A 25088-nucleotide genomic window follows, 5' to 3' on the forward strand; every position below is an offset into this window, starting at 1 on the left:
GTCTATGAGTGGCGAGGCGATGACGGATGGCGCGCTGCGCGCGCTCACCGACCCGACGCGCGCTGCCATCCTCCGGCGCCTCCTCTCCGCCCCTGACGGGCGCGCCACCGTCGGGGCGCTCGCGGACGCGCTCGAGCTCACCCAGCCCACCGTCTCGCACCACATGGCGCGTCTGCGCGATCTCGGCCTCGTCACGGGCGAGCCGGAGGGGCGACGAGTCTGGTACTCCGTCGCGCCGGAGGAGCTCGATCGCGTCGCCGACGTGCTCGACGCCGCGCCGGCCGCGCGGATGACCGGCCACGTCCTGCAGCGCATCATCGGCGACCTCGCCCTGCGCTTCGAGGGGACCTTCTCGCGCGGCACGGTCGAGCGCTACGTGCTCGAGAGCTACGACCTCCTCGCCGACGGCGCCCGCATCACGCGGTTCCTGCCCTCGCTCACCGCACGGTTCGCGGCCGATCGCCTCGCGGCGCTCGCCGCGGTCGATCGCCGCGATGAGGCCGACCGGCCCCTCGAAGTGCTCTTCGTCTGCGTGCAGAACGCGGGGCGCTCGCAGCTCGCCGCGGCGATCCTCCGCCAGCTCGGCGGCGAGCGCGTGAGCGTGCGCACGGCCGGCTCGGCTCCCGCCGAGGCGGTGCGCGCCTCCGTCGTCGCGGCGCTCGACGAGATCGGCGTGCCGCTCGGGGGGGAGTTCCCGAAGCCGCTCACCGACGAGGCCGTGCGCGCCGCCGACGTCGTCGTCACGATGGGCTGCGGCGACGCGTGCCCCGTCTACCCGGGCCGGCGCTACCTCGACTGGGCGGTCGACGACCCGGTGGGGCGCCCGCTGGAGGAGGTGCGCCGGATCCGCGACGACATCGACGCCCGCGTACGGGGGCTGCTCGACTCCCTCGCGTGAACAGCCGGTGAATCGTCCGGCAGCGAGTGGAAATCGCATAGACCACCATCTATGCTTACGGGTATGAGCGACAACAGCATCCCCACCGTTCTCTTCGTGTGCGTGCACAACGCCGGCCGGTCGCAGATGGCCGCGGGCTACCTGCAGCACCTCGCGGGCGACCGCGTGCAGGTGCTCTCCGCGGGCTCGGCGCCGAAGGACCAGATCAACCCCGTCGCGATCGACGCCATGGCCGAGGAGGGCATCGACATCGCGCACAACGTGCCGAAGGTCCTCACGACCGAGGCGGTGCAGGAGAGCGACGTCGTCATCACGATGGGCTGCGGCGACGTGTGCCCGGTGTTCCCCGGCAAGCGCTACGAGGACTGGGAGCTCGACGACCCGGCCGGCCAGGGCATCGAGTCGGTGCGCCCCATCCGCGACGAGATCAAGCGCCGCATCGAGGTGCTCCTCGGCGAGATCCTCCCCGGCTGAGCCCTGCGACTACGAGTCGACGCGCTCCGCGGCCTCCTCCTCGTGGAGGGTGAAGCGGTAGCCGACGTTGCGCACCGTGCCGATGAGCGACTCCATGTCGCCGAGCTTCGCGCGCAAGCGTCGAACGTGCACGTCGACGGTGCGGGTGCCGCCGAAGTAGTCGTAGCCCCACACCTCGCTCAGCAGCTGCTCGCGCGTGAAGACGCGGCTGGGGTTCGCGGCCAGGAAGCGGAGGAGCTCGAACTCCTTGAAGGTGAGATCGAGCGTGCGCCCGTGCACCTTCGCCGAGTAGCTGGCCTCGTCGATGACGACGCCGGAGGCCTTGATCATGCTGGACCCGGTATCGCGCGACTGGCGGCCGATGGCGATGCGGAGCCGGGCATCCACCTCGGCGGGCCCCGCCGCGTCGAGGATGACGTCGTCGATGCCCCATTCGGCGGTGACCGCCGTGAGGCCGCCCTCGGTGATCACGAGGAGGAGCGGCGAGCCGGCGCCGGTCGCGGCGAGGATCTTGCACAGGCCCTTGGCGGCGGCGAGGTCGGTGCGGCCGTCGACGATGATCGCGTCGGCCGAGGGCGCTCCGACGAGAGCCGCCGGCTCCGCCGGGATGATGCGGACCCGGTGGCTGAGGAGTCCTAGCGCGGGCAGAACGTCGCTGTTCACCTGCGAGGTCAGGATCAACAGCTGAGCCACTCGTCCTCCAGGGTGTCCGGCTCAGTCTACAAGCGCTCTAACATGGGGGGATGCGCCGGACTCTCGCGACCGCGATCCCCGTCTGGGTGGCCGTCATCGTGGGTCTCGTCGTCCTCGTCGTGCTCGGTCGGCCCGCGGTGTGGCTGCCGTCGGTGCCCGTGATCGGCGCCGGAGCGCTGCTGCTGACCTTCCTCGTGCAGGTGAGCCTGCAGTCGAAGGACGGCCTCGTGAAGCGCATGCTCGTGAGCGTGACGGGCGTCGTGGTGATCCTCGCGATCGCCTCGTTCGCGATGATTCTCACAGTCCCCAGCGCGTAGACTGAGCGCATGCTGCTCGCGATCGAAATCTTCTTCCTCGGCCTGCTCGCTCTGGCGTCGCTCGCGATCGGCGGCGTGTCCATCGTGGTGCTGCGCAACCTCTACCGCGGCCAGCGCTGACGTCGGCGGCGTCGTGTTCAATCTCGACACGAGCCTGCCCGCCGAGCTCGCCCCCCTCTCGTGGCTCATCGGGGTCTGGGAGGGCACGGGCGTGGTCCACTACGACGACGCCGGCACGACGCGCGAGCACGAGTTCGGCCAGCGCGTCAGCTTCAGCCACGACGGGCTGCCGTACCTGAACTACTCGTCGACGACGTGGATCCTCGACGAGGCGGTCACTCCCCTCAACGCCGAGGCCGGCTACTGGCGACTGCATCGTCCGTCGCTGCCGGGCGACCCGGGCCCCGGCCTCCTGCCCGGTGTCGGTGATCGCCCGTACCCGACCGCCGAGTCGGTCGAGTCGCTCCGCACGACGCGCGGCGACTTCGAGATCGAGGTCGCGCTCATCCACCCCGGCGGCGTGAGCGAGCTCTACCTCGGCACCGTGAACGGCCCGCGCATCGACCTGCAGACCGACGCCGTCATGCGCTCGGCGAGCGCGAAGGAGTACGCCGCGGCCACGCGCCTCTACGGTCTCGTCGACGACCGACTGCTGTGGGCGTGGGACATCGCCGCGCTCGGCAACGACCTCCGCACCCACGCCTCGGGGACGCTGACCCGTGTCGACTGAGTCCCCGTTCCTGACCCTGCCCGGCGCGGTCGCCGGCTCGCCGGACGCCCCGGTCGTCACCGCGGCGCACTACGGCGACCCCGTCTCCGAGCAGCGGATGCTCGGCGCGGGCCGTGCGATCGTCGACCTCTCCGACCGCGGCGTCGTGACCGTCACGGGCGAGGACCGCCTGCGCTGGCTCGACTCGCTCACCTCGCAGGCCGTCGGGCAGCTCGCGCCGGGAGCGAGCGCGGAGACCCTGCTGCTCGACCCCCAGGGGCACCTCGAGCACAGCATCCGCCTCATGGACGACGGCACGACCGCGTGGCTGCTCGTCGACGGCGGGCAGGCCGCGCCGCTCGCCGCGTGGCTCGACCGCATGCGGTTCATGATGCGCGTCGAGGTCGCCGACGCGTCGGCCGACTGGGCGACGGTCGGGCAGCTGCAGCCGTCTGGCTCGTCGCTGCTGGTGTCGGCGGCCGCCCCGAACGGCGTGCCGCTCGTGTGGCACGACCCGTGGGGCTCGGTGCAGCCGGGCGGCTGGCAGTACGCGGGCGTCGAGACGCACCCCGGGGCGAAGTTCCCGGCGGTCGAGCTGCTCGTGCCGCGCGGCTCGCTCCCCGGTCTCGTCGCGGGTCTCGGCGCCGGCCTCGCGCACGTCGCCGGCTCGCTCGCGCTCGAGGCGCTCCGCATCGCCGCGTGGCGGCCGCGGCAGACCGACCTCGACGAGCGGTCGATCCCGCACGAGCTCGACTGGCTGCGCTCGGCCGTGCACCTGTCGAAGGGCTGCTACCGCGGGCAGGAGACCGTCGCGAAGGTCCACAACCTCGGGCACCCGCCGCGCCGCCTCGTCATGCTCCACCTCGACGGCACGCTCTCGCTGCTGCCCGCGCCCGGATCGCCCGTGCGGAGCGCCGGAACCGAGGTCGGCCGCGTGACCGCCGCCGCCCGCCACCACGACCTCGGGCCGATCGCGCTCGCCGTCGTCAAGCGCTCCCTCGCGGTCGACGCACCGCTCGTCGTCACCGCCGAGGTGCCCGGCGCCGACGGCGCCCCCACGGGCGAGACCGCCGAGATCGCCGCCGCCCAGGAGGTCGTCGTGCCGCCCGAGGCGGGGGCGACCGCGGGGGTTCCGCGGATCCCGCGCCTCGGCGCCGTCCGCCGCTAGCGTCGAGCCGTGAACGTGTCGGCGCGCGCGGCCCGCGGAGGCGGCGATGGCTGAGAACCGCGATGCGATGGCGCGGCTGGAGCGCAGCATCCGTCGCCGCATGGATGCCCGCATGGCCGCCCAGCGCGTCGTGCGCTCGCTGCCGGCCATCGCGCAGATCGTCGTGGCGGCCGTCACCGCCTACGCCGTCGCGACCTACGGGCTCGGGCACGAGCTGCCCCTCGTGGCGGTCACGGTGACGATCGCCGCCCTCGGGCTCGCGCGCGACGCCCGCCCGCGCCGGGTCGCGGAGGTCGTCGTCGGCATCTCCGTGGGCATCGCCGTGGCCGCGGTGCTCGTCCTCGTGCTCGGCCAGGGGGTGTGGCAGATCGCGGTGATCCTCGCGGTGACGCTCGTGATCGCCCGAGCCCTGTCGCCCTCGGCCGCGTTCGCGATCGCCGCGGGCGTGCAGTCGATGCTCGTGGCGGTGCTGCCGGCGCCCGAGGGCGGAGTCTTCGCGCGCGTGCTCGACGGCCTCGTCGGGGCGGTCGTGGCGCTCGCGATCACCGCGCTGATCCCGCGACTCGACGTGCTGCGCTCGCGCGGGGAGTCGCGCGCGCTCTTCTCGGTGCTCGACCAGTCGCTCACGGGCCTCGCCGACGCGCTGCGGCGCGGCGACGAGCCCGCCGCCGACCTCGCGCTCGCGCGCAGCCGCCGCACGCAGCCCCTCATCGACGAGTGGACGCAGACCCTCGACTCGGCCCGCGCCGTCGCCGCGTACTCGCCGTGGTTGCGTCGCGGGCGCGCACGGCTCGCGGCCGAGTCGGCCCAGCTGGCCGCCGCCGACCTCGTCACCCGCCACGTGCGCTCGATCGCGCGCCGCGTCGACATCCTCGTGCGCGACGGCGTCGAGCGCCCGGGGCTCGCGGGTCTGCTCGACGAGTCGGCCGTGATCGTGCGGGCGCTCGGCGGCTCGGTGGACGACCCGGCCGAGCGCGATCGCGCGCGACTGCTCGGGCTCGCGATGGCGGGCGAGCTCGCCCCCGAGCTCGTGCCGGGTGCCGTCACCGTGCCCGACCAGGTCATCGTCGTGCTGCTGCGCTCGCTCGTGTTCGACGTGCTCGTGACCGTCGGGCTCACGCCCGAGCAGGCGCGGCAGGCGCTCCCGCCGATCTAGCGGACGCCGCGCCTACGCCTCGAGCGCGAGTGCGCCGTCGCGCGGCGCGACCGCAGCCCACGGCAGCGTCAGCTCGCCGAGCCGCCAGCGCGTCACCCCGTCGCGCACGGGCCAGCCGGCATCGCGCAGCCCCTGCACCGCGGCGACCCAGCGCTGCCGCGCCGAGAAGGTCGCGAGCGGAGAGTGCCGCGCCCACTGCGCGTCGAGCGCCCGCAGCAGCTCGTGCACGCGCTCGCCCGGCACGTTGCGGTGGATCAGCGCCTTCGGCAGCCGCTCGGCGACGACCGACGGCCCGCCGGCGTCGGCGAGCGAGTCGAGGTGCAGCGAGATCGTGAAGGTCTCGGGCCCCGGCGACTCCAGCCCCGGCACCCCCGCGGCCCGCAGCCCGACCCAGCTCCCGACCCGGCCGACCTCGTTGCACGTGCCCTCGAGCAGCAGTCCGCCGGGGTGCAGCCGCGCGAGCATCGTCGCCCACGCCTCGGCGACCTCGGCCTCGTCGTACTGCCGCAGCACGTTCGCGGCGCGGATCACGGCGGGCCGGGCATCCCCCGCGAGAGGCACCTCGAAGCCGCCGACCGCGAAGGCGAGCCCGTCGCGCGCGAACGGCGCGGCGGCGGCGACGCGCGCCGGGTCGATCTCGATGCCGACGACCCGGACGTCGGCCCGCACGGCGCGCAACCGCGAGAGCAGCTCGAGCGGGGTGCGGTGCGAGGCGCCGTAGCCGAGGTCGACGACGAGCGGGTCGGCCGCGTGGCGCAGCGCGGGGTGGGCGGCGATCCAGCGGTCCATGCGGCGCAGCCGGTTGACGCCCGTCGTGCCGCGCGTGATGCGGCCCCTCGCCCCCCGCGTCGCCGTCATGCCGTCATTCTCGCGGATGCCCGGCGCTGGCTAGGCTGGATCCCATGTCGCACACGCTCATCCTGCTCCGCCACGGCCACTCCGTCTGGAACGAGAAGAACATCTTCACCGGCTGGGTGGATGTCGAGCTCACCGAGCAGGGCCGCGCCGAGGCGCACCGGGCCGGCGAGCTCATCGCCGAGTCGGGCCTCGCGCCGCGCATGCTCTACACGAGCCTCCTCAAGCGGGCGATCCAGACCGCGAACATCGCGCTCGACGCCGCCGACCTCGACTGGCTGCCGGTCAAGCGCAGCTGGCGCCTCAACGAGCGCCACTACGGCGCGCTGCAGGGCCTCAACAAGGCGGAGACCCTCGAGCAGCACGGCGAGGAGCTCTTCATGACCTGGCGCCGCAGCTTCGACACCCCGCCGCCGCCGCTCGCCGACGACGCCGAGTACAGCCAGGTCCACGACCCCCGCTACGTCGGCATCGACGGCGAGGTGCCGCGCACCGAGAGCCTCAAGCTCGTCATCGACCGCATGCTGCCCTACTGGGAGAGCGACATCACGAAGGACCTCGCGACCGGCGAGACCGTCCTCGTCGTGGCTCATGGCAACTCGCTGCGCGCGCTCGTGAAGCACCTCGACGGCATCAGCGACGACGACATCGCCGGCCTCAACATCCCCACGGGCATCCCGCTCGTGTACGAGCTCGGCGACGACTTCATGCCGGTCAAGCCGGCCGAGTACCTCGACCCGGAGGCGGCCGCCGCGGGCGCCGCCGCGGTCGCGAGCCAGGGCAAGAAGTAGCCGAGAGCGCCCCGCGCCCATGCTGCGCTTCGCAGTCGTCGCCTTCCTCGACGACGTCGCGCTCGAGGCCGAGTTCGAGCCCGACGAGGTGCCTCTGCACGTGAGCCTGCTCGGCGCCGCATCGACCGAGGCCGACCTCGACCAGGTCGTCTCGGCGGTCGAGGCCGCGTACTCGAGCCACGGCGTCTTCGTCGCGCGCGGCGGCGACGATGAGCTCGTGGGCGCCGACGAGGTCGAGGCGACGCTCGTCGTCGACGACGGCGATCTGGCGGATGCCCACCTCGCGCTCGTCGTCGACCTCAGAGATCTCGGGGTCCGCGTCGTCGACCCGTCCACGGTGGGGCGGCGTTACCGGCCGTTCGTGGCCGTCGCCGCCGAGTCGGATGACCGCGCGGGCCGCATCGAGCGCGGCGAGCGCCTCGAGCTCCGCGCCGTCGCGGTGCTCGACCTCGCGCCCGACGGCGACCCCGACCGCGTCCGCGTCGTGGATCAGTTCCCGCTGCTGTAGCAGCGGGAACCGTCAGTCACCGTCCGCTAGTGCAGAGAGGCCCCACCATGACGCGCATCGCTCGCATCGAGATCAGCGGCTCTGGCCCGAACCTGCTCGACCCGGCCGTCATGGCCGGGCTCGAGCGGAGCATCCTCGACGCCGACGCCGACCCGGAGGTCACGGGCATCCTCCTCACCGGCGCGGGCGGGAGCTTCTGCGGCGGCCTCGACGTCGGCGCGATCCGCGCGGGCGCCGACCCGGTCGCCTTCGCGTCGGCCCTCGTGAGCCTGCTCCGCGTCTTCCCGACCCTCCGCACCCCGATCGCCGCCGCGGTGAACGGGGATGCCGTGGCGTCGGGAGCCTCGATCGTCGCCGTCTGCGACTACGCCGTCTCGACCCCGACCGCGCGTCTGGGCACAGTCGAGGTGAGCGTCGGCGTCTGGCCGATGATCGCGCAGGTTCCGATCGTGCACCGCATCGGGGCGCGCTTCGCGATGGAGAACATCGGCTGCGGCGAGCCGTTCACGGCCGAGCGGGCGCGCGAGGTGGGCCTCGTGAACGCCGTGCGCGAGCCGGCCGAGGTCGAACCGGCGGTCGTCGCGTGGCTCGAGGGAGCGGCGCGCGGCGGCGCTGCCGTTGCGGCGGGCCGTCGCGCGTTCTACGAGCTCGCCGAGCTCGGCTACGACGACGCGCTGCAGTCGTCGCTCGACCGCTTCGCGGCGATGTTCCGCTCCCCGAGCTGAGAGGCGTTGTGGTTCGCCCGAGGGGGAGGGCCTCAGTCGAGAAGCCGGACGGCGTCGGCGACGCAGCCGATCTCGCCGGGCATCCGCTGCTCGCGCGTGAGCGGAATCTCCGTCACCACTCCGTCGACGAGCGCGAGCACGATGCAGTCCTCGACGTCGCTGCCCCGTGCCGCGATCACGCGTCGCCCCTCGATCACGCGCGCGTCGACCGTGACGGGCGCGTCGAAGAGCGTCCACGCCTCGCTCAGCGGCGCGTCGCTCAGCAGCAGCGCGCTCACGCGCTCACGCGCGTCGGGCGGCAGTGCGAATGTCTCCGCTCCCGCGGGAGTGCGGGCCACTGCGCCGGCCACGCACTCCTCGCGCGAGACGCCGGCGCTCAGGTCGTCACCGGCCACGGGGATCAGCACGCGGAAGCAGGCCGTCGCCTCGCCGGCCGGGAACGTCTGCGTCGGGATGAACCCGCTGGCCTCGCCCTGGCCGGCGTCCACGTCGGCTCGGATGCGCAGATCGATGAAGCCGGGGTCCGTCCACGACGTGATGCCGCCCCAGTCGAGCACGTCGATGGTGAAGGAATCGGGTCGCACGCCGGGGTCGTCGGGCAGCCGCGGGTCCGTGAGCATCTCGGCGGCGAGCCGCTCGATCGGCAGGCCCACGACCACGCGGCTGCGCGTGACGTCGTCGGCCATGCCGATGGCGACGCGCTCAGCGAGGGTGAGCGCTCGGCTCTCGCCCTCGCTGAGCGCGGGCGCGCATCCCGCGAGCACGCCCGCGAGCACGCCCGCGACGGCGGCGAGCGAGACCGGCACGAGGAGCGGGAGGCGGGGCATCCGCTGAGACTAGCTCAGGAGTCGCAGGCGACGCCGCCTGCACGGCGCCGCCGCCCGTCGTGAGAGTCAGGCGCCCTGGGGCACCCAGTCGCCGGTCGCGAGGTACTGGACCTTCTTCGCGATCGACACGGCGTGGTCGGCGAAGCGCTCGTGGTACCGCGAGGCGAGGGTCGCGTCCACCGTGTCGACGGCCTGGCCCTTCCAGGTCTCGCCGAGCACCTTGTCGAAGACGCTGAGGTGGAGGGCGTCGACCTTGTCGTCCTCGTTGCGGATCGCCTCGGCGATCGTGACGTCCTCCGTGCTGAGCAGCTCGACGAGCATGCGCGCCATCTGCACGTCGATCTGGCCCATCTCGGCGAAGGTCGGGCGCAGGCTCTTCGGCACGACCTTCTCGGGGAAGCGGTAGCGGGCGAGCTGGGCGATGTGCTCGGCCATGTCGCCCATGCGCTCGAGCGAGGCGCTGATGCGCAGCGCGCTCACGACGATGCGCAGGTCGCGGGCGACCGGCTGCTGACGGGCGAGGATGTTGATCGCGAGCTCGTCGAGCTCGGCGGCGGCCACATCGATCTTGTCGTCGTCGGCGATGACGGTCTCGGCGAGCGAGACGTTCGACTCGGTGAAGGCGCGCGTGGCGTTCTCGATCGAGATGGCGACGAGGGTCGAGATCTCGACCAGGCGCTCCTGCACCTCTCGCAGCTCCTGCTGGAAAACTTCGCGCATCAGGTCACGTCCTAGCTCTGTCTCTCGGGGCGCACAGTCGCGGCCCACACTGGCCACCGCCGGTGAACGGGAGGTGACCCGAGGATGAACTCTGGGTCTCCGGTGCCCGGGCCCCCCTCCCCGGCGATCCGGGGCGGTGACTGGTGTCTAATCTAGTCCTCATGGACTCGGCACTGCTGGTGCCCCTCGCGCTGCTTCTGGGCGCGATCATCGGGGGAGGCGCCGTCGCCACGGTCGTCGCCGCAGCCCGGCGCGGTCGTGTCGCGGCCGAAGTGGTGTCGACCGCGGTGCCCGACGGCGTCGGCCACGTGCTCGAGGTGCTCGAGTCGGCCGGCGTCGTGCTCGACCCGAGCAACAACGTCGTCAACGCGAGCCCGGGGGCGCTGACCCTCGGCCTCGTGTGGCAGCGCTCGCTCGTGCACGCCCCGCTCATCGAGCTCGTCGACCGCGTGCGGCGCTCGGGCGATCCGCTGACCGAGGACGTCGACATCGCGCGCGGCCCGCTCAGCGATGCGAGCATCCACCTCACGGTGCGCGTGGCGCGGCTCGGCACGCGCTTCGTGCTGCTGCTCGCGGAGGACCGCACCGAGTCGGTGCGCCTCGAGGCGGTGCGTCGCGACTTCGTCGCCAACATCAGCCACGAGCTCAAGACGCCGATCGGGGCGATCAGCCTGCTCGCCGAGGCGCTCGAGCAGGCCTCCGACGACCCCGAGCAGGTGCGGCGCTTCGCCAAGCGCATGAGCAAGGAGTCCAAGCGGCTCGCGCACATGACGCAGGAGATCATCGAGCTCAGCCGGCTGCAGGCGGCCGACGCCCTCGCCGATCCCGAGGTGGTCGAGGTCGACCGCGTCATCCAGGCCGCGATCGACCAGAACCGCGTCGCCGCCGAGTCGAACCGGATCTCGCTCGTCTCCGGCGCCGCGAGCGGCGAGCGCGTGTGGGGCGACGAGGGGATGCTCGTGACCGCCGTCCACAACCTCATCATCAACGCGGTGCAGTACTCGCCCTCGCCGTCGCGCGTCGGCATCGGCGTGACCGCGCACGACGACATCGTCGAGATCGCCGTCACCGATCAGGGCATCGGGATCCCCGAGGAGGATCTCGACCGCGTCTTCGAGCGCTTCTTCCGCGTCGACCAGGCGCGGGCCCGCGCGACGGGCGGCACGGGCCTCGGCCTCAGCATCGTCAAGCACGTCGTGCAGAACCACGGCGGCGACGTGCGGGTCTGGTCGCAGCCCGGCCACGGCTCGACCTTCACGCTCCTCCTGCCGCGGGCGACCGCGGACTCCCCGACCACGTCCCTCCCGTCGAAAGCACGCTCATGACCCGAATCCTCATCGTCGACGACGAGCCCTCGCTCAGCGAGCCCCTCGCCTACCTCCTCGGCCGCGAGGGGTACGAGACGGCGGTCGCGGAGGACGGCCCCGCGGCCCTCGCCGAGTTCGATCGGGCGGGCGCCGACCTGATCCTGCTCGACCTCATGCTCCCGGGACTTCCGGGCACCGAGGTGTGCCGCGAGATCCGCCAGCGGTCGAGCGTGCCGATCATCATGCTGACGGCGAAGGACAGCGAGGTCGACATCGTCGTGGGGCTCGAGCTCGGCGCCGACGACTACGTGACGAAGCCGTACTCGACGCGCGAGCTCCTCGCGCGCATCCGGGCCGTTCTGCGCCGCCGGGTCGACGAGGACGACATCGACGACGGCGTCCTCGAGGCCGGGGGAGTCCGCGTCGACGTCGACCGCCACCAGGTGAGCGTCAACGGGCGCGAGGTCGCCATGCCGCTCAAGGAGTTCGAGCTGCTCGAGCTGCTGCTGCGCAACGCCGGCCGCGTGCTCACGCGCGGGCAGCTCATCGACCGCGTGTGGGGCGCCGACTACTTCGGCGACACCAAGACGCTCGACGTGCACGTCAAGCGGATCCGCTCGAAGATCGAGGCCGACCCCTCGAACCCGCAGCTGCTGCTGACGGTTCGAGGGCTCGGCTACCGCTTCGAGGCGTAGCGGGCGGCGGATGCCCGGCAGGGGCAGCCCCATCGATCGGGCCGCGCGCGCCGGCCGCGCTCAGTTGCCCGGCTGGGGCCCGGTGGCGGGTTCGGGCACGTAGAGCTCGTACTCCGGCAGGGTGCCGTCGAGGACGGGAACCTGGAGCTCGCTGCCGGGCTCGTCGCCGTACTGGAAGAAGACCGGGTAGAGCGAGCCGGGCGTGACGTCGACGCCCTCGATGATGATCTGGGGCTCGTCGGGGCCACCGAGCTGCGCGGTGTCGTTGCCGTCGACGAGGATTCGCTCGCTCTCGCGACCGCTCGCGCCCTCCCACTGGACGGTGACGGCCCGATCGGCCTCGCCCCGGTTGACCAGGGAGACGACGAGGTTCAGCCGGTCGCCGTCGTCGGTGATGAGGAGGGCGTTGCGGACGGCGATGTCGCCGACCACGGTGCCGGTGCCGTCGCTGGGGGAGTAGGGGATGTTCGTGGCGATCGCGGCGCCGAAGGTGCACCCGCTCGTGCCCACCATCAGTGCCGCGGCAAGGGCAGTCGTCATCGCCCAGCGGTTTTTCACGAATAGCCTCCAGAGCCCGTCGAGTCGGCGGTCGCCGGCGCGAAACCTCCGTCTGCCCAGGAGCGACCTCCCCCAGTCTAGCCAGGTCGCGGACTCTCTACCGCGCGCACGGGGCGACGTCGGGGCGCGACCCACCCGGGGATGCTGAGAAATGCCTGTGGTAGAATCAAGGTTCTGCGGAAGGACCACCATCCATGCTTTTCCAGGTCGGCGAGACCGTCGTCTACCCCCATCACGGGGCCGCGACGATCATCGAAGTGAAGAACCGAACCATCCGAGGCGAAGAGAAGCTCTATCTCAAGCTCAACGTGACCCAGGGCGACCTCACGATCGAGGTTCCTGCTGACAACGTCGACCTCGTCGGCGTTCGCGACGTGATCGGGCAGGAGGGCCTCGACAAGGTCTTCGAGGTCCTGCGCGCCCCCTTCACGGAGGAGCCGACCAACTGGTCGCGTCGCTACAAGGCGAACCTCGAGAAGCTCGCGTCGGGCGACGTGATCAAGGTCTCGGAGGTCGTCCGCGACCTCTGGCGCCGCGATCAGGACCGCGGCCTCAGCGCGGGCGAGAAGCGGATGCTCGCGAAGGCGCGTCAGATCCTGATCTCCGAGCTCGCCCTCGCCGAGAAGACCGACGAGGAGAAGGCCTCGAGCGTCCTCGACGAGGTCCTCGCGTCCTGACCCGTGACGCCCGCTGATCCGTCCGCGGCTCCCGCGGTCGGCATCGTCATCGTCGCCGCGGGCAGCGGAACCCGACTCGGGCATCCGCAGCCGAAGGCGTTCGTCGCGGTCGGCGGGCGCACGCTCCTCGAGCACGCGCTCGAAGCGGCGTTCGCGCTCGCCGAGCCCGCCACGATCGTCGTCGTCGCTCCCGCCTCGCACCGCGACGAGGCCGTCGCGATCGCGTCGCGCGTGGCCGGCCCGGCCGTCGCGAGCGTGAGCGTGGTCACGGGCGGGGCGACCCGGCAGCAGTCGGTCGGCGCCGGGCTCGCTGCCCTGCCCGAGGGCACGCGCGAGGTCCTGATCCACGACGCAGCGCGCGCCCTCCAGCCCGTCGCGGTCTTCGAGCGCGTCGTCGCGCGCGTCCGCGCCGACGGCGTGGGCGTCGTGCCGGTGCTTCCCGTCGTCGACACGATCGCGCGCCGCGACGTCGACGACCGGGTCGTCGAGCCCGTCGACCGCTCCGATCTCGCGATCGTGCAGACGCCGCAGGGCTTCCCGCTCGAGCTCTACCGGGAGGCGCTCGCGCAGGCGGCTGCGGACCACACCGACGACACGGGCGTGCATCGCGCCGCCGGGCATCCCGTCGTCGTCGTCGAGGGCGATGCGCGCGGCTTCAAGATCACGACGCCGTGGGACCTCCGGCGGGCCGAGCAGCTGCTCGGTGCCGAGCGCCCCGCGCTGCGCACCGGCATCGGCATCGACGTGCACGCCTACGATGAGAGCGCTCCGCTGTGGCTGGGCGGGCTGCACTGGCCGGACGAGCCGGGCCTCGCCGGTCACAGCGACGGCGACGCCATCAGCCACGCCGTGTGCGATGCACTGCTGTCGGCGGCCGGGCTCGGCGACATCGGCTCCCGCTTCGGCGTCGACGACCCGCGCTTCGCCGACGCGCGCGGCGAGGTGTTCCTCACCGCTTCGCTCGAGCTCGTGCGCGCGGCCGGCTTCGCCGTCGTCAACGTCGCGGTGCAGATCGTCGCGCGCCGCCCGCGCTTCGCGCCGCGCCGCCACGAGGTCGAGGCGCACCTCTCCCGTGTCGTCGGCGCACCCGTGAGCGTCGCCGCCACGACGAGCGACGGGCTCGGCTTCACCGGCCGCGGCGAAGGCGTCACGGCCGTCGCGACCGCGCTGCTCGCCGCGAGCGCCGACCCTCCCGCCGCCGACACCCGCCGATAGGCTGGCCCGCGTGAGTGTGCGCCTGTACGACAGCCTGCAGCAGGCGGTCGTCGACTTCGAACCGCTCGAGCCCGGCCGCGTCGGCATGTACGTGTGCGGCCCCACCGTGCAGTCGGCCCCGCACATCGGCCACGTGCGCAGCGCCCTCGTCTACGACCTGTGGCGGCGCTGGCTCGCGCACCGCGGCTACGCCGTCACGTTCATCCGCAACGTCACCGACATCGACGACAAGATCCTCGCCAACGCCTCGGCGGCCGAGCCCTGGTACGCGGTCGCGTACCGCGTCGAGCTCGAGTTCGCGGCCGCGTACCGCGCCATCGGTATCCTGCCGCCGACCTACGAGCCGCGCGCCACGGCATCCATCGATCGCATGCACGCGATCATCAAGGCGCTCATCGAGCGCGGGCACGCCTACGCCTCCGCTGATGGCTCGGGCGACGTCTACTTCGACGTGCGCAGCTGGCCCGCCTACGGCGAGCTCACCCGCCAGTCGCCCGACGACATGGAGGAGGCCGGCGACGCGCCCGCGCGCGCCAAGCGCGACCCGCGCGACTTCGCCCTCTGGAAGGGTGCGAAGGCCGAGGAGCCGGCGAGCGCGCACTGGGCATCGCCGTGGGGCCCGGGCCGCCCCGGCTGGCACATCGAGTGCTCGGCGATGGCGCAGCGCTACCTCGGGCACGCGTTCGACATCCACGGCGGCGGGCTCGACCTGCGGTTCCCGCACCACGAGAACGAGCTCGCGCAGTCGCGCGCCGCCGGCGACGGGTTCGCGCGCCACTGGGTGCACAACGGTCTCGTCACCGTCGGCGGCCAGAAGATGTCGAAGTCGCTCGGCAACTCCGTCTTCGCCGCCGACCTGCTCGCGTCGGCGCGGCCCGCGGTCGTGCGGTACTGGCTCGGGTCGGCCCACTACCGCTCGACGATCGACTACACGGAGGGCTCGCTCGCCGAGGCGGAGTCCGCGCTCGATCGCATCGAGACCTTCCTCGCCCGCGCCGCGAAGCGCGTCGACGGCACGCGGTTCGCCGAGCTGCCGGCCGAGGTGCCCGAGGCCTTCGGCGCGGCCATGGACGACGACCTCTCCACCCCGTCGGCGCTCGCGTCTCTGCACGAGACCGTGCGCTCGGGCAACGCCGCGCTCGACGCCGACGACGTCGCGGCGGCAGGCGCGGCGCGGGCCGCGGTGCTCGCCATGATCGACGTGCTCGGGCTCGATTTCGAGGCGGCGGATGCCCGCAGCGGAGCCGATGCGACGCACCGGGCCCTGGCATCCCTCGTCGATCGCCTCATCGTCGAACGCCGTTCCGCGCGCGATGCGCGAGACTGGAGCACTGCCGACCGCATCCGCGACGACCTCGCGGCGGCCGGCATCGTGGTGGAAGACACCCCCACGGGAACCGACTGGAGTATCGATGGCTAAGCCCGCACGCCCCGGAGCGAGCAAGAAGAAGAAGGGCCCGACCGTCGGTTCGGGCGGTCAGGGCCGGCAGGCCCTCGAGGGTCGCGGGCCGACCCCGAAGGCGGAGGACCGCTCCTGGCACGTCGCCGGCAAGCGGAAGGCCGCGCAGGATCGCCTCGAGGCGGCGCGCTCGCGCACCGGCCGCGGTGGCGCGGGCGGCGGCGGCGCGGGCGGCGGCAGGGCTGCCGGCGGCAAGCCCTCCGGCGCGACCTCGACGAGCGGCGGCCCGCGGTCGGCGAAGAAGTCGGGCGACGCCGAGATCCTCAGCGGCCGCAACTCGGTGCTCGAGGCGCTGCGGGCGAAGATCCCCGCCTCGACGCTCTACCTCGCGGCGCGCGTCGAGATGGACGACCGCGTCAAGGAGGCGCTGGGCCTCGCGACCAAGCGGGGCATTCCCGTCCTCGAGATCATGCGGCCCGAGCTCGATCGGCTCACCGGCCCCGACTCGGTGCACCAGGGCATCGCGCTCTCGGTGCCCGCGTACCAGTACGCGCACCCGCTCGACCTCGTCGAGGCCGCGAGCAAGCGCGGCCAGGCGCCGCTCATCATCGCGCTCGACGGCGTGACCGACCCGCGCAACCTCGGTGCGATCATCCGCTCGACGGCCGCGTTCGGCGGGCACGGCGTCATCGTGCCCCAGCGTCGGTCGGTCGGCGTGACGGCCGCGGCGTGGAAGACCTCGGCGGGCGCCGCGGCGCGCACGCCCGTCGCGATGGCCCCGAACCTGACCCAGACGCTCAAGCAGCTCAAGAGCGAAGGCCTGTTCATCCTCGGGCTCGACGGCGACGGCGACGTGTCGCTGCCCGAGCTCGAGCTCGCCGATCAGCCGATCGTCATCGTCGTGGGCAGCGAGGGCAAGGGGCTCTCGCGGCTGGTGACCGAGACCTGCGACGCGATCGTGTCGATCCCGATCACGGCGGCGACCGAGTCGCTCAACGCGGGCATCGCGGCGAGCGTCACGCTCTACGAGGTCGCCCGGAGGCGCTCGCTGCGCTGAGCCGCGCTGCGCCGATCACGGCAAGCCCTCCCCTCGACGGGCGGGCCGTGTCGCGCTACGCTCGAAAATGTTCAACAGTGGTGAACATGTTCGAGGGAGAATCATGGATCTCAGCGGCCTGCGCATCGCCGTGGTCGGGACGGGTGCGAACGGTGCCTCCGTCGGCGCCGACCTCATCCGCGCCGGGCTCGACGTCACCTTCATCGAGCAGTGGCCGGCGCACGTGGAGGCCATGCGCGAGCACGGTCTGACCGTGCACCTGCCCGACGAGACCCAGGTCACGCCCGTGCAGCCCTTCCACGTCTGCCAGGTCGCCGAGCTGCGCGAGCCCTTCGACATCGTGCTCTCGTCGGTCAAGACCTACGACACTCGCTGGACGGCCGAGCTCATCCGCCCGCTCATGCACGAGACCTCCGTCTTCGTCGGCCTGCAGAACGGCATGACGATCGACGCCGTCGCCGAGATCCTCGGCGCCGAGCGCTCGATCGGCTGCGTTCTCGGCATCGCGGCGAACATGTACGAGCCGGGGGTCGTGGTGCGCGAGTTCGCCCCCGCCGACACCTGGTTCTCGGTGGGCACCATGTCGGGCGAGCGCACCGAGCGGCTCGAGCAGGTCGCCGCCGTGCTCTCCCACGCCGCGCACGTGGAGATCGCCGACGACATCCGCTCGGCCAAGTGGATGAAGCTCATCGCCAACATCCCGGAGATGCTGCCGTCGGCCATCCTCGGCGTCCCGCTGCTCGAGGCGGCGCGGATGCCCGGGGTGCGCCCGGTCATGGACGCGATGTCGCGAGAGGCGTACGCCCTCGCCATCGACCTCGGCATCACCATGCTCCCGACCCTCGGCAAGACCGCCGACCAGGTGCCCGACTCCGACCAGTACGCGCTCGACCTGCTCGACACGATCCTCGAGAGCTTCTCGCGCCCGACCACCCGGGTCGCGGTGCTGCAGGACTGGGAGAAGGGGCGCCGCGCCGAGCTCGACGCGTTCAGCGGCTACATCGTCGAGCAGCGCGCTCGGCTCGGGGGACGGGCGCCCGTCAACGAGGCCGTGCTGCGCATCGCCGAGCGCGTGGAGCGCGGGGAGCTGAACCCGTCGCCGGCGAACGTGGACCTCCTCATCGGCGCCCTGGGCGCTTGACAGACTGCATGCGATCGCATTGACTTGTGTTCACCGTCGGTGAACGAAAACCGCACCACGAGCACGTCCCGAAGGAGTCGAAGATGACCACGCGATACGTCGTCCGCACGTCGGAGGAAGCCGATTACCGCGACCCGGGCCCCCTGGCCCCCGACTCCCACGGGTACACCCGCTGGTGCGCCGTCGGCTACGCGGACGGCGCCGTGCACACCGACTTCGGGATGTCGCGGCTCGAGCCCGGCGGTGCCGTTCCCACGCACATCCACTCGTTCGAGGAGTCGTTCCACCTCGTGGAGGGCGAGGTCATCCTCGTGACCCCCGAGGCGACCGTGCACCTCGTCGCCGGCGACTACGGGGTCATCCCGCTCGGCGTCCCGCACTCCTGGCTCTCGGTCGGCGACACCGCCGCGGTGTGGAGCGACATCCTCTCGCCGCCCCCGCGCATCGAGCACGGCTCCGACACGTACCGCGTCGCCGACGTCGAGCCCGGCACGCCCGTGAAGGTCGACGCGCGCGACCCGCGCACGCGCTCGTTCGGCGCCATCACGACCGAGCAGATGAACCCGGGACGCCAGTCGCAGGAGCTCCTCGCGCAGTCGGCGAGCATGCGCACCGCGCTGCTGGTCTACAGCGGCATCTCGCTCAAGATGATGGTCGACAGCGACCTCGGCTCGGTGCTCCACACCATGTTCATGGTGCAGTACGAGCCCGACGGCGTCGCCGGGCCCCACGATCACCCGCTCGAGGAGGCGTACCTGATCATGGACGGCGAGGTCGACGCGACCTTCGACGGCCACGAGGTGCGCATGAAGCCGGGCGACATCGCCTGGGCCGGAGTCGGCTGCGTGCACTCGTTCACGGCCGTGGGCGAGCCGGTGCGCTGGCTCGAGACCCAGTCGCCCCAGATGCCTCCGCGCCACGCCTACCGCTTCGCGCGGGACTGGACCTACCTCACCGACAAGCTCGGTGCCGAACAGCTCAAGGAGGAGCAGTGACCCAGAGAACCATCCTCGTCGTCGGCGGGACGTCCGGCATCGGACTCGAGATCGCGAAGGAGGTCGTCGACCGCGGCGATCGCGTGATCCTGACCGGGCGCGACAAGGAGCGCTCGGAGTCGATCGCCGCCTCGCTCGGCGACGGCGCGAGCGGCCTCGCCGTCGACATCTCGGAGCCCGAGGCGATCGCCGAGAGCCTCAAGCCGATCGAGGAGGTCCACGGCCTCGTCCTCGCCGCGATCGAGCGCGACGCCAACAGCGTGCGCGAGTACGACATCGCTCGCGCACGCCGCCTCGTGACCCTCAAGCTCGTCGGCTACACCGAGACCGTTCACGCGCTTCTCGACCGCCTGCCGGCGACCAACGACACCGGCATCGTGCTCTTCGGCGGCCGCGCGAAGGACGCCCCGTACCCGGGCTCGACCACGGTCGCGACCATCAACGGCGGCGTCGAGGGCCTCACGCACTCGATGGCGCTCGAGCTCGCCCCCATGCGCGTCAACGGCCTGCACCCGGGCATCATCGGTGACAGCCCCTTCTGGGCGGACAAGCCGAGCGCGGTGCTCGAGGGCTACGAGTCGCGCACGCCCGGCGGCAAGCTCGCCACGATGGCCGACATCGTCGGCGCCACGATGTTCCTGCTCGACAACAAGGGGATCTCGGGCACGAGCCTCTACGTCGACCGCGGCTGGCGCCTCACCTAGGCGCTCGCACCGCCCGGCGCCCGGCCAGCCGGTCGCCCGCCCAGCATCCCTCGCCGATCGGCAACGACGGCGAGGGATGCTGCTGTCAGGACGAGGACGAGCGCGAGGATCCCGACCGCGACGTAGCCGCCGATCGCGACGAGCTGGGCGGCGACCGCCGTCGCGATCGCCCCCGCGAAGAACGTCGCCCCCATGAACACGGTGTTCGCTCGACCGTTCTCGCTCGGGTCGACCGAGGCGAGCGCGATCGCCTGCGTGGAGACCTGCTCGCTGTTCATGCCCAGCGAGACCAGGAAGAGGCCGACGACCAGCACCGGCAGCGAGCCCGGCGCGATCGTGACGAGCACGACCCCCACGAGGGCGGCCCCGACGCACGTCGCGAGCGAGAGGCGCTGCCCGACGATCGCGTGCACGGATGCGGCGGCGATCGTGGCGACGCCGCCGGCGAGACCGGCAAGACCCAGGAGCGCCGCCTGGGAGACCGAGAGCCCGAGCTCCCCGACGGCATGGACGGTCGTCATCGACCAGAGAGCGATGAACGCCGCGAAGACGAGCACGTGGATGCCCGTCATGATGCGCAGCGTCGCCGACCGGGCCGCGACGCGGGGGATGGAGGCGAGGATGCGCCCGTAGGCGGGCGGTTCCGCCGGGGCATCGCGCGGCGAGAAGCGCAGACTGAGCGGGACGAGCGCGAGCACGAAGACCGCGCACGCGACGAGCGCACCGCGCCACCCGATCGCGTCGGCCACGGCGCCGAGCGCGGTGCGGACGACGAACAGGCCGACGATGAAGGAGCCCAGGAGCACGGCGGTCGTGCGCGCGCGCACCGCGGGCGGGGCCAGGCGCAGCGCGGCGGAGACCAGGATCTGGCCGATCGTCGCCGTCGCCCCCGCGACGAAGCACAGGGCCACGTAGAGGGCGAAGCTCGGGGCGAGCGCGGCTCCGGCGAGGGCGATCGCCGTCGCGACGAGCTGCGTCGTCACCTGTCGTCGAGCCGAGTAGCGGTCGCCGAGGGAGACGAGCAGCACGACGCCGAGCGCGTAGCCGGCCTGGATCGCGATGGCGGCCGCCGCGGTCGCCGATCCCTCGACGCCGAACTCGGCGCCGACGAGGGTCTGGATGGGCTGCGGGATGTAGATGACGGCGACGCCCGTCGCGGCGATGACCGCCATGACGGAGACCCGTCGCCCCCAATCGCGCTCGTCGACGGACATCCGCGGATCCTCCCTGGAGATTCGGCCCGAGCACTCGATTTATGCGGACGAATAGACTTAGTATTTCATTGAGGCTGTACATAGTCGTACACCAATAGTGAATTGCTCAACGAGGAGGAACTCATGACCGATGCCGTCGCGCCCCGCGCGGAGGACTTCGTTCCCGGACGACCCGTCGTCTTCCGGAATGCCACGGTGATCACGGTCGACTCCGCCGGCGTTCTCGAGAACGCCGATGTGCTCGTCACCGACGACACGATCGCGGGAGTCGGGCACAACCTCGAGGTGCCGGCTGGCACGCTCGAGATCGACGCCAAGGGCGGCATCATCATGCCCGGCATGATCGACACCCACCGCCACATGTGGCAGACCGCCCTCCGCGGCTACGGCGGCGACTGGGCCCTCAGCCAGTACTTCGTCTTCTACTACCTCACGTGGGGCCACGTCTTCCGCGCGGAGGACATCGCCGCGGGCAACCAGCTCAGCGCGCTCGAGTCGGTCGACCAGGGCGTCACGACGACCGTCGACTGGTCGCACGCCCTGCGCACGCCCGACTACGCCGACGCGGCCGTGGAGGCTCTGCGGAGCATCCCCGGTCGATTCGTGCTCGCGTACGGCAACTACCTCGGGGCCCCGTGGGAGTGGATGAACGAGCCCGGCTTCCAGCAGTGGGTCAAGAACTTCAGGGCCGACGACATGATGGGCCTGCAGGTGGCCTTCGACGTCAACTCGGGCCCCGACTTCCACGAGAAGGCGGCCTTCGAGGCGGCGCGCGAGCTGGGCCTGCGCGTCACCACCCACGCGGGCGTCTGGGGCGTCAACGGCGATCCCAACATCGAGTACATGTACGACAACGGCTTCATGACCGACACGGTCACGTACGTGCACGCCTCGTCGCTCGGGCCGGACAGCTACCACAAGATCGCCGCCACGGGCGGGACGATCTCGATCGCCACCGAGAGCGAGCAGAGCGCCGGCCAGGGCTACCCCTCGGCGTGGGTCGCCAAGAAGTACGGCATCACCGCGTCGCTGTCGATGGACACGAGCGTGTGGTGGAGCGCCGACTTCTTCTCGGCAATGCGGGCGACCCTGTCGTCGTTCCGCTCGCGCGACCACCTCGAGGCGCAGAGCAAGGGCGACACCGTCAACGTCAACCGCATGAAGGCGGAGGACGCCGTGTGGCAGGCCACCATGGGCGGCGCGCACACGCTCGGCATGGCCGACAAGATCGGCTCGATCACGGTGGGCAAGAAGGCCGACCTCGTGCTGCTCAAGAACGACGAGTCGCCCGCGATGACGCCCATCCTCAACCCGTACGCGCACGTCGTGTACCAGGCCGGCACCGCCGACGTGCACACCGTCGTCGTCAACGGCAAGGTCGTCAAGTACGACGGTCAGCGCATCGGCCTGCCCCTGAAGCCGGTCGCGGACCGAGTCGCGGCCTCGGTCGAGTACGTGCGCGGCGAGCTCGGCGAGGACGCCTGGAAGGAGTGGATGAACCCCGCTCTGCCCGAGGACGAGCCCATCGCGAACCCGTACATGTACCTCTCGGAGGACGACGGGCACCAGCACTAGGCAGCACTGCACCGCCGACGGCGGGCGCGGTGCCTCCCCCTCTGCTGCCGCTCGTGCGGAGTGGGGCGAGCAGCGCGCGCCCGCACACGGAAGCGGCCGGGGTGCGTGAGCACCCCGGCCGCCATCCGTCGCCCCTCACCACAGGAGCGGACGCCTCAGGTCCGTCGGACCTTCGACCAGGCGTCGAACCCGACAGCCACCAGGATGATCACGCCGAGCGCGATTCCCTGGAACAGCGGGTCGATGCGCAGCAGCGTGAAGCCGTTGTAGAGCATCGCGATGAACAGGATGCCGAGCACGGTGCGCCAGACGGCGCCCTCGCCGCCCATGATCGAGGTCCCGCCGACGACGATTCCCGCGAGCACCGTGAAGGTCAGCGTCGTCGCGATCGCGTCGTTCTCGGGCGCTGAGGGCGTGCGCGCGAGGTCGATCACGCCCGCGAGCCCGGCGGCGGTGCCGGCGAGCGCGAAGGTCGTGATCCGCACCACGTTGACCCGGATCCCCGCGAGCCGCGCCGCCTCGGCGTTGCCGCCCGCCGCGTACACGTAGCGGCCGAAGGTGGTGCGCCACAGCACGACGCCGAGGATCACGATGACGATGAGGGCGATCCAGGTCGGCAGCGAGACGCCGAGCGGCTTCGTGAGCGCGAGCCAGCGGAACTCGGGCACGTCGACGCGGATCTGGCCGATGCCCTCCTTGCCGAACTGCGACACGAGCTTCGTCGCGCCCAGGATGATGAAGCTCATCGCGAGCGTGGCGATCAGCGGATTGATCTTGAGGTACGTGCTGATGACGCCGTTCAGCAGGCCGACGATGAGTCCGGCGAGGATGCCCGCGATGATGCCGAGCGCCGCTCCCGTCTCCCCGCCCACGCGCACGATGATCGTGCCGCAGATGACCGCGGTGAACATGTAGGTCGCACCGATCGACAGATCGATGCCGCCCGCGATCAGGACGAGCGTCGCCGCCGCCGCCACGATGAGGATGCCCGACTGGCGGTCGAGGACGTTGCCGATGTTCTGCACCGAGAAGAAGGCGGGGCTTCCGATCGTCAGCGCGAGGAACACGGCGAGGAAGGGCACGACGATCGCGAGCGATCGCCAGGGGATGCGGCGCGTCGGAGGACGGAGACCGGCGGGGGATGCGGCCCGCGGCTTCTCGAGGGTGTCGTTGCTCATGAGCTCACTCGCTCCCGTTCGTGATCGGATCCGCGAAGGCCGCGGTGATGATGTTCTCCTCGGTCATGGCACGGCCGGCGAACTCGCCGACGATCGTGCCGCCGCGGACGACGAGCACGCGGTGGGCGAGCCCGATGACCTCCTCGACGTCGGAGGAGATGACGAGCACGCCGATGCCGTTCGCGGCCTGCTCGACGATGAGGTCGTAGATGGCCCGCCGGCTGCCGACGTCGACGCCGCGCGTGGGCTCGTCGGCGATGAGCAGCTTGCGCGTGCGCTGGAGCGCCCGGCCGAACAGCACCTTCTGCTGGTTGCCGCCCGACAGCGCCGAGATGCTGCGGCGGTCGTCGCCCGCGACGGTGACGCGGTCGAGCAGCGTGCGCGAGGCGCGGCGCTCGACCGCGGCCGACACCCATCCGCCCGTGGCGACCTGCCCCATGTTGGAGAGCGTCACGTTGTCGCGGATCGGGCGCCCGAGCACGAGCCCCTGCTCCTTGCGCGACTCGGGGATGAGGAAGATGCCGCTCTTCAGCGCGCCGGGGACGGACGCGGGCGCCCCCACCCCGTCGATCTCGACGGTGCCGGCAGCGCGGGCGACCGAGCCGAAGATCGCGTGGGCGATCTCGCTGCGGCCCGCGCCGACGAGGCCGGCGAGGCCGACGATCTCCCCGGCCCGCACCTCGAACGAGACCCCGTAGACGCCGGGTGCCACGAGGTCGGTGACCGTGAGCACGACCTCGCCCTGCGACACGACGTCGGGCTTGTCGGGGAATACGGAGCCGAGCGAGCGGCCGAGCATCCCTTCGATGAGCGTCGACTCGGTCTCCTCGGAGGCCGGGGCCGTCCGGATCAGGCGACCGTCCCGCAGGATCGTGATGGTGTCGGCGAGGTCGAGGACCTCGGAGAGGAAGTGCGAGATGAGCACGACCGTGCGACCCGAGGCGGCGAGCTGCCGCACGACGCCGTGGAGGAGGACGGTGTCGTGCGCCGAGAGCGCCGCCGTCGGCTCGTCCATGATGATGAGGGATGCCCCGCGCGCGAGGGCGCGCATGATCTCGACCTTCTGCTGGTCGGCCGTGCGCATCCCCCCGACGGGCGCGTCGGGATCGAGCTCGAAGCCCGTGCTCTCGGCGATCGCGAGGTAGTCGCGTCGGAGCTTACGCCGGTCGATGAAGCCGAGCGTGCGGGGCTCGCGCCCCAGGAACACGTTCTCGGCGACGGAGAGCTCGGGCACGAGGGCGAGCTCCTGCGCGATCGTCGCGATGCCGCGGTCGAGCGCCTCGCGAGGCGAGCTGAAGCTGGCCTCCTCGCCGTCGACGAGCAGCTGACCGGAGTCGGCCGTGTACACGCCGGAGATGATCTTGCTGAGCGTCGACTTGCCCGCGCCGTTCTCACCGACGAGCGCGTGCACCGAGCCGGGCTCGAGCCGCAGGTCGATGTCGGAGAGGACCGGGAGACCGCCGAAGGACTTGCCGGCGCCCCGCAGCTCCACGAGGAGCTGCGGGGCGCCGGCGGCTGCCGTGTGGGGCATG

27 protein-coding genes are annotated in these 25088 nt (G+C 72.1%); 19 read left to right on the top strand and 8 right to left on the bottom strand.

What is annotated here, in order from left to right; genetic code table 11:
- The first annotated feature begins 4 nt into the window (after positions 1-4).
- Both ASG83_RS06660 and ASG83_RS06665 read left to right on the top strand, forming a co-directional pair.
- Positions 5-898, top strand: coding sequence for a metalloregulator ArsR/SmtB family transcription factor (locus tag ASG83_RS06660; RefSeq protein ID WP_235451348.1), 894 nt, complete (start codon positions 5-7; stop codon positions 896-898).
- A 63-nt stretch (positions 899-961) separates the two neighbouring features.
- The gene (locus tag ASG83_RS06665) at positions 962-1372 is read left to right on the top strand and encodes an arsenate reductase ArsC (protein WP_055858400.1); all 411 of its coding nucleotides are present in this window, start codon (positions 962-964) and stop codon (positions 1370-1372) included.
- A gap of 9 nt (positions 1373-1381) precedes the next feature.
- Here ASG83_RS06665 and ASG83_RS06670 read toward each other — a convergent pair whose 3' ends face one another.
- Positions 1382-2065, bottom strand: a complete 684-nt coding sequence (locus ASG83_RS06670) for a winged helix family transcriptional regulator (RefSeq protein ID WP_055858404.1) — start codon at positions 2063-2065, stop codon at positions 1382-1384.
- A gap of 50 nt (positions 2066-2115) precedes the next feature.
- Here ASG83_RS06670 and ASG83_RS06675 point away from each other — a divergent pair, with 50 nt between their 5' ends.
- The 4 genes from ASG83_RS06675 to ASG83_RS06690 all read left to right on the top strand — a co-directional run bounded on the left by ASG83_RS06675 (position 2116) and on the right by ASG83_RS06690 (position 5415).
- A complete protein-coding gene (locus tag ASG83_RS06675) occupies positions 2116-2382 on the top strand; it encodes a hypothetical protein (protein WP_055858406.1) in 267 nt (88 codons plus the stop codon).
- A 133-nt stretch (positions 2383-2515) separates the two neighbouring features.
- Positions 2516-3112, top strand: coding sequence for an FABP family protein (locus ASG83_RS06680; RefSeq protein ID WP_055858408.1), 597 nt, complete (start codon positions 2516-2518; stop codon positions 3110-3112).
- Positions 3102-4259 carry a folate-binding protein YgfZ gene (locus tag ASG83_RS06685; protein ID WP_055858411.1) on the top strand — a complete coding sequence of 386 codons (1158 nt, stop codon included), beginning with the start codon at positions 3102-3104 and terminating at the stop codon, positions 4257-4259. Before ASG83_RS06680 ends, ASG83_RS06685 begins: the two co-directional genes overlap by 11 nt.
- 46 nt (positions 4260-4305) lie before the next feature.
- Positions 4306-5415, top strand: a complete 1110-nt coding sequence (locus ASG83_RS06690; RefSeq protein WP_055858414.1) for an aromatic acid exporter family protein — start codon at positions 4306-4308, stop codon at positions 5413-5415.
- Positions 5416-5427: 12 nt separating this feature from the next.
- Here the strand turns inward: ASG83_RS06690 and ASG83_RS06695 are convergent, their stop codons facing one another.
- Positions 5428-6273: a hypothetical protein gene (locus ASG83_RS06695; protein WP_055858417.1), complete on the bottom strand. Its 846-nt coding sequence runs from the start codon at positions 6271-6273 to the stop codon at positions 5428-5430.
- A gap of 44 nt (positions 6274-6317) precedes the next feature.
- Here ASG83_RS06695 and ASG83_RS06700 point away from each other — a divergent pair, with 44 nt between their 5' ends.
- From ASG83_RS06700 to ASG83_RS06710, 3 genes are read left to right on the top strand one after another with little or no spacing between them, the layout of a single operon-like run.
- Positions 6318-7061 carry a phosphoglyceromutase gene (locus ASG83_RS06700; protein ID WP_055858419.1) on the top strand — a complete coding sequence of 248 codons (744 nt, stop codon included), beginning with the start codon at positions 6318-6320 and terminating at the stop codon, positions 7059-7061.
- Positions 7062-7080: 19 nt separating this feature from the next.
- Positions 7081-7569, top strand: a complete 489-nt coding sequence (locus ASG83_RS06705; protein ID WP_055858422.1) for a hypothetical protein — start codon at positions 7081-7083, stop codon at positions 7567-7569.
- Positions 7570-7616: 47 nt separating this feature from the next.
- Positions 7617-8294, top strand: a complete 678-nt coding sequence (locus tag ASG83_RS06710) for an enoyl-CoA hydratase/isomerase family protein (protein WP_055858424.1) — start codon at positions 7617-7619, stop codon at positions 8292-8294.
- 32 nt (positions 8295-8326) lie between these two features.
- Here ASG83_RS06710 and ASG83_RS06715 read toward each other — a convergent pair whose 3' ends face one another.
- Together ASG83_RS06715 and phoU are read right to left on the bottom strand one after the other, a co-directional pair.
- The gene (locus tag ASG83_RS06715) at positions 8327-9121 is read right to left on the bottom strand and encodes a hypothetical protein (protein ID WP_055858425.1); all 795 of its coding nucleotides are present in this window, start codon (positions 9119-9121) and stop codon (positions 8327-8329) included.
- 66 nt (positions 9122-9187) lie between these two features.
- Positions 9188-9841 carry a phosphate signaling complex protein PhoU gene (gene phoU, locus ASG83_RS06720; protein WP_055858427.1) on the bottom strand — a complete coding sequence of 218 codons (654 nt, stop codon included), beginning with the start codon at positions 9839-9841 and terminating at the stop codon, positions 9188-9190.
- Between the two features lie 161 nt (positions 9842-10002).
- Here phoU and ASG83_RS06725 point away from each other — a divergent pair, with 161 nt between their 5' ends.
- Together ASG83_RS06725 and ASG83_RS06730 are read left to right on the top strand one after the other, a co-directional pair.
- A complete protein-coding gene (locus tag ASG83_RS06725) occupies positions 10003-11166 on the top strand; it encodes a cell wall metabolism sensor histidine kinase WalK (RefSeq protein WP_055858430.1) in 1164 nt (387 codons plus the stop codon).
- Complete coding sequence (locus tag ASG83_RS06730; protein WP_055858436.1) at positions 11163-11843, top strand: response regulator transcription factor; 681 nt, start codon at positions 11163-11165, stop codon at positions 11841-11843. The genes ASG83_RS06725 and ASG83_RS06730 overlap by 4 nt, the downstream gene beginning before the upstream one ends.
- A gap of 60 nt (positions 11844-11903) precedes the next feature.
- Here the strand turns inward: ASG83_RS06730 and ASG83_RS06735 are convergent, their stop codons facing one another.
- The gene (locus ASG83_RS06735) at positions 11904-12383 is read right to left on the bottom strand and encodes a hypothetical protein (RefSeq protein WP_156710971.1); all 480 of its coding nucleotides are present in this window, start codon (positions 12381-12383) and stop codon (positions 11904-11906) included.
- 212 nt (positions 12384-12595) lie between these two features.
- On the opposite strand from ASG83_RS06735, the gene ASG83_RS06740 reads away from it, so the two are divergent.
- The 7 genes from ASG83_RS06740 to ASG83_RS06770 all read left to right on the top strand — a co-directional run bounded on the left by ASG83_RS06740 (position 12596) and on the right by ASG83_RS06770 (position 19589).
- Positions 12596-13078, top strand: a complete 483-nt coding sequence (locus ASG83_RS06740) for a CarD family transcriptional regulator (RefSeq protein WP_055858442.1) — start codon at positions 12596-12598, stop codon at positions 13076-13078.
- A 3-nt stretch (positions 13079-13081) separates the two neighbouring features.
- Entirely contained in the window at positions 13082-14293 is a 1212-nt protein-coding gene (ispD, locus tag ASG83_RS06745) for a 2-C-methyl-D-erythritol 4-phosphate cytidylyltransferase (RefSeq protein ID WP_055858445.1), read from the top strand.
- 10 nt (positions 14294-14303) lie between these two features.
- Complete coding sequence (cysS, locus tag ASG83_RS06750) at positions 14304-15713, top strand: cysteine--tRNA ligase (protein ID WP_055858448.1); 1410 nt, start codon at positions 14304-14306, stop codon at positions 15711-15713.
- Positions 15706-16749 carry a 23S rRNA (guanosine(2251)-2'-O)-methyltransferase RlmB gene (gene rlmB / locus ASG83_RS06755; protein ID WP_055858450.1) on the top strand — a complete coding sequence of 348 codons (1044 nt, stop codon included), beginning with the start codon at positions 15706-15708 and terminating at the stop codon, positions 16747-16749. The genes cysS and rlmB overlap by 8 nt, the downstream gene beginning before the upstream one ends.
- Before the next feature lie 103 nt (positions 16750-16852).
- Entirely contained in the window at positions 16853-17890 is a 1038-nt protein-coding gene (locus ASG83_RS06760; RefSeq protein ID WP_055858453.1) for a ketopantoate reductase family protein, read from the top strand.
- An 83-nt stretch (positions 17891-17973) separates the two neighbouring features.
- Positions 17974-18885: a cupin domain-containing protein gene (locus tag ASG83_RS06765; RefSeq protein WP_055858456.1), complete on the top strand. Its 912-nt coding sequence runs from the start codon at positions 17974-17976 to the stop codon at positions 18883-18885.
- Positions 18882-19589, top strand: a complete 708-nt coding sequence (locus ASG83_RS06770) for an SDR family NAD(P)-dependent oxidoreductase (RefSeq protein WP_055858459.1) — start codon at positions 18882-18884, stop codon at positions 19587-19589. Before ASG83_RS06765 ends, ASG83_RS06770 begins: the two co-directional genes overlap by 4 nt.
- Here the strand turns inward: ASG83_RS06770 and ASG83_RS06775 are convergent.
- On the bottom strand, positions 19586-20803 hold the full coding sequence (locus tag ASG83_RS06775; protein WP_055858462.1) for an MFS transporter: 1218 nt from the start codon (positions 20801-20803) through the stop codon (positions 19586-19588). The two genes, ASG83_RS06770 and ASG83_RS06775, sit on opposite strands and share 4 nt — an antisense overlap.
- A gap of 123 nt (positions 20804-20926) precedes the next feature.
- Here ASG83_RS06775 and ASG83_RS06780 point away from each other — a divergent pair, with 123 nt between their 5' ends.
- Entirely contained in the window at positions 20927-22378 is a 1452-nt protein-coding gene (locus ASG83_RS06780; protein ID WP_055858464.1) for an amidohydrolase family protein, read from the top strand.
- Positions 22379-22533: 155 nt separating this feature from the next.
- Here ASG83_RS06780 and ASG83_RS06785 read toward each other — a convergent pair whose 3' ends face one another.
- Both ASG83_RS06785 and ASG83_RS06790 read right to left on the bottom strand, forming a co-directional pair.
- Positions 22534-23556: an ABC transporter permease gene (locus ASG83_RS06785; RefSeq protein ID WP_055858469.1), complete on the bottom strand. Its 1023-nt coding sequence runs from the start codon at positions 23554-23556 to the stop codon at positions 22534-22536.
- 4 nt (positions 23557-23560) lie between these two features.
- Complete coding sequence (locus ASG83_RS06790; protein WP_055858471.1) at positions 23561-25087, bottom strand: sugar ABC transporter ATP-binding protein; 1527 nt, start codon at positions 25085-25087, stop codon at positions 23561-23563.
- Position 25088: the final 1 nt, after the last annotated feature.

The sequence above is a fragment of the Yonghaparkia sp. Soil809 genome (genome assembly GCF_001429705.1).
Classification (GTDB): Bacteria; Actinomycetota; Actinomycetes; order Actinomycetales; family Microbacteriaceae; genus Microcella.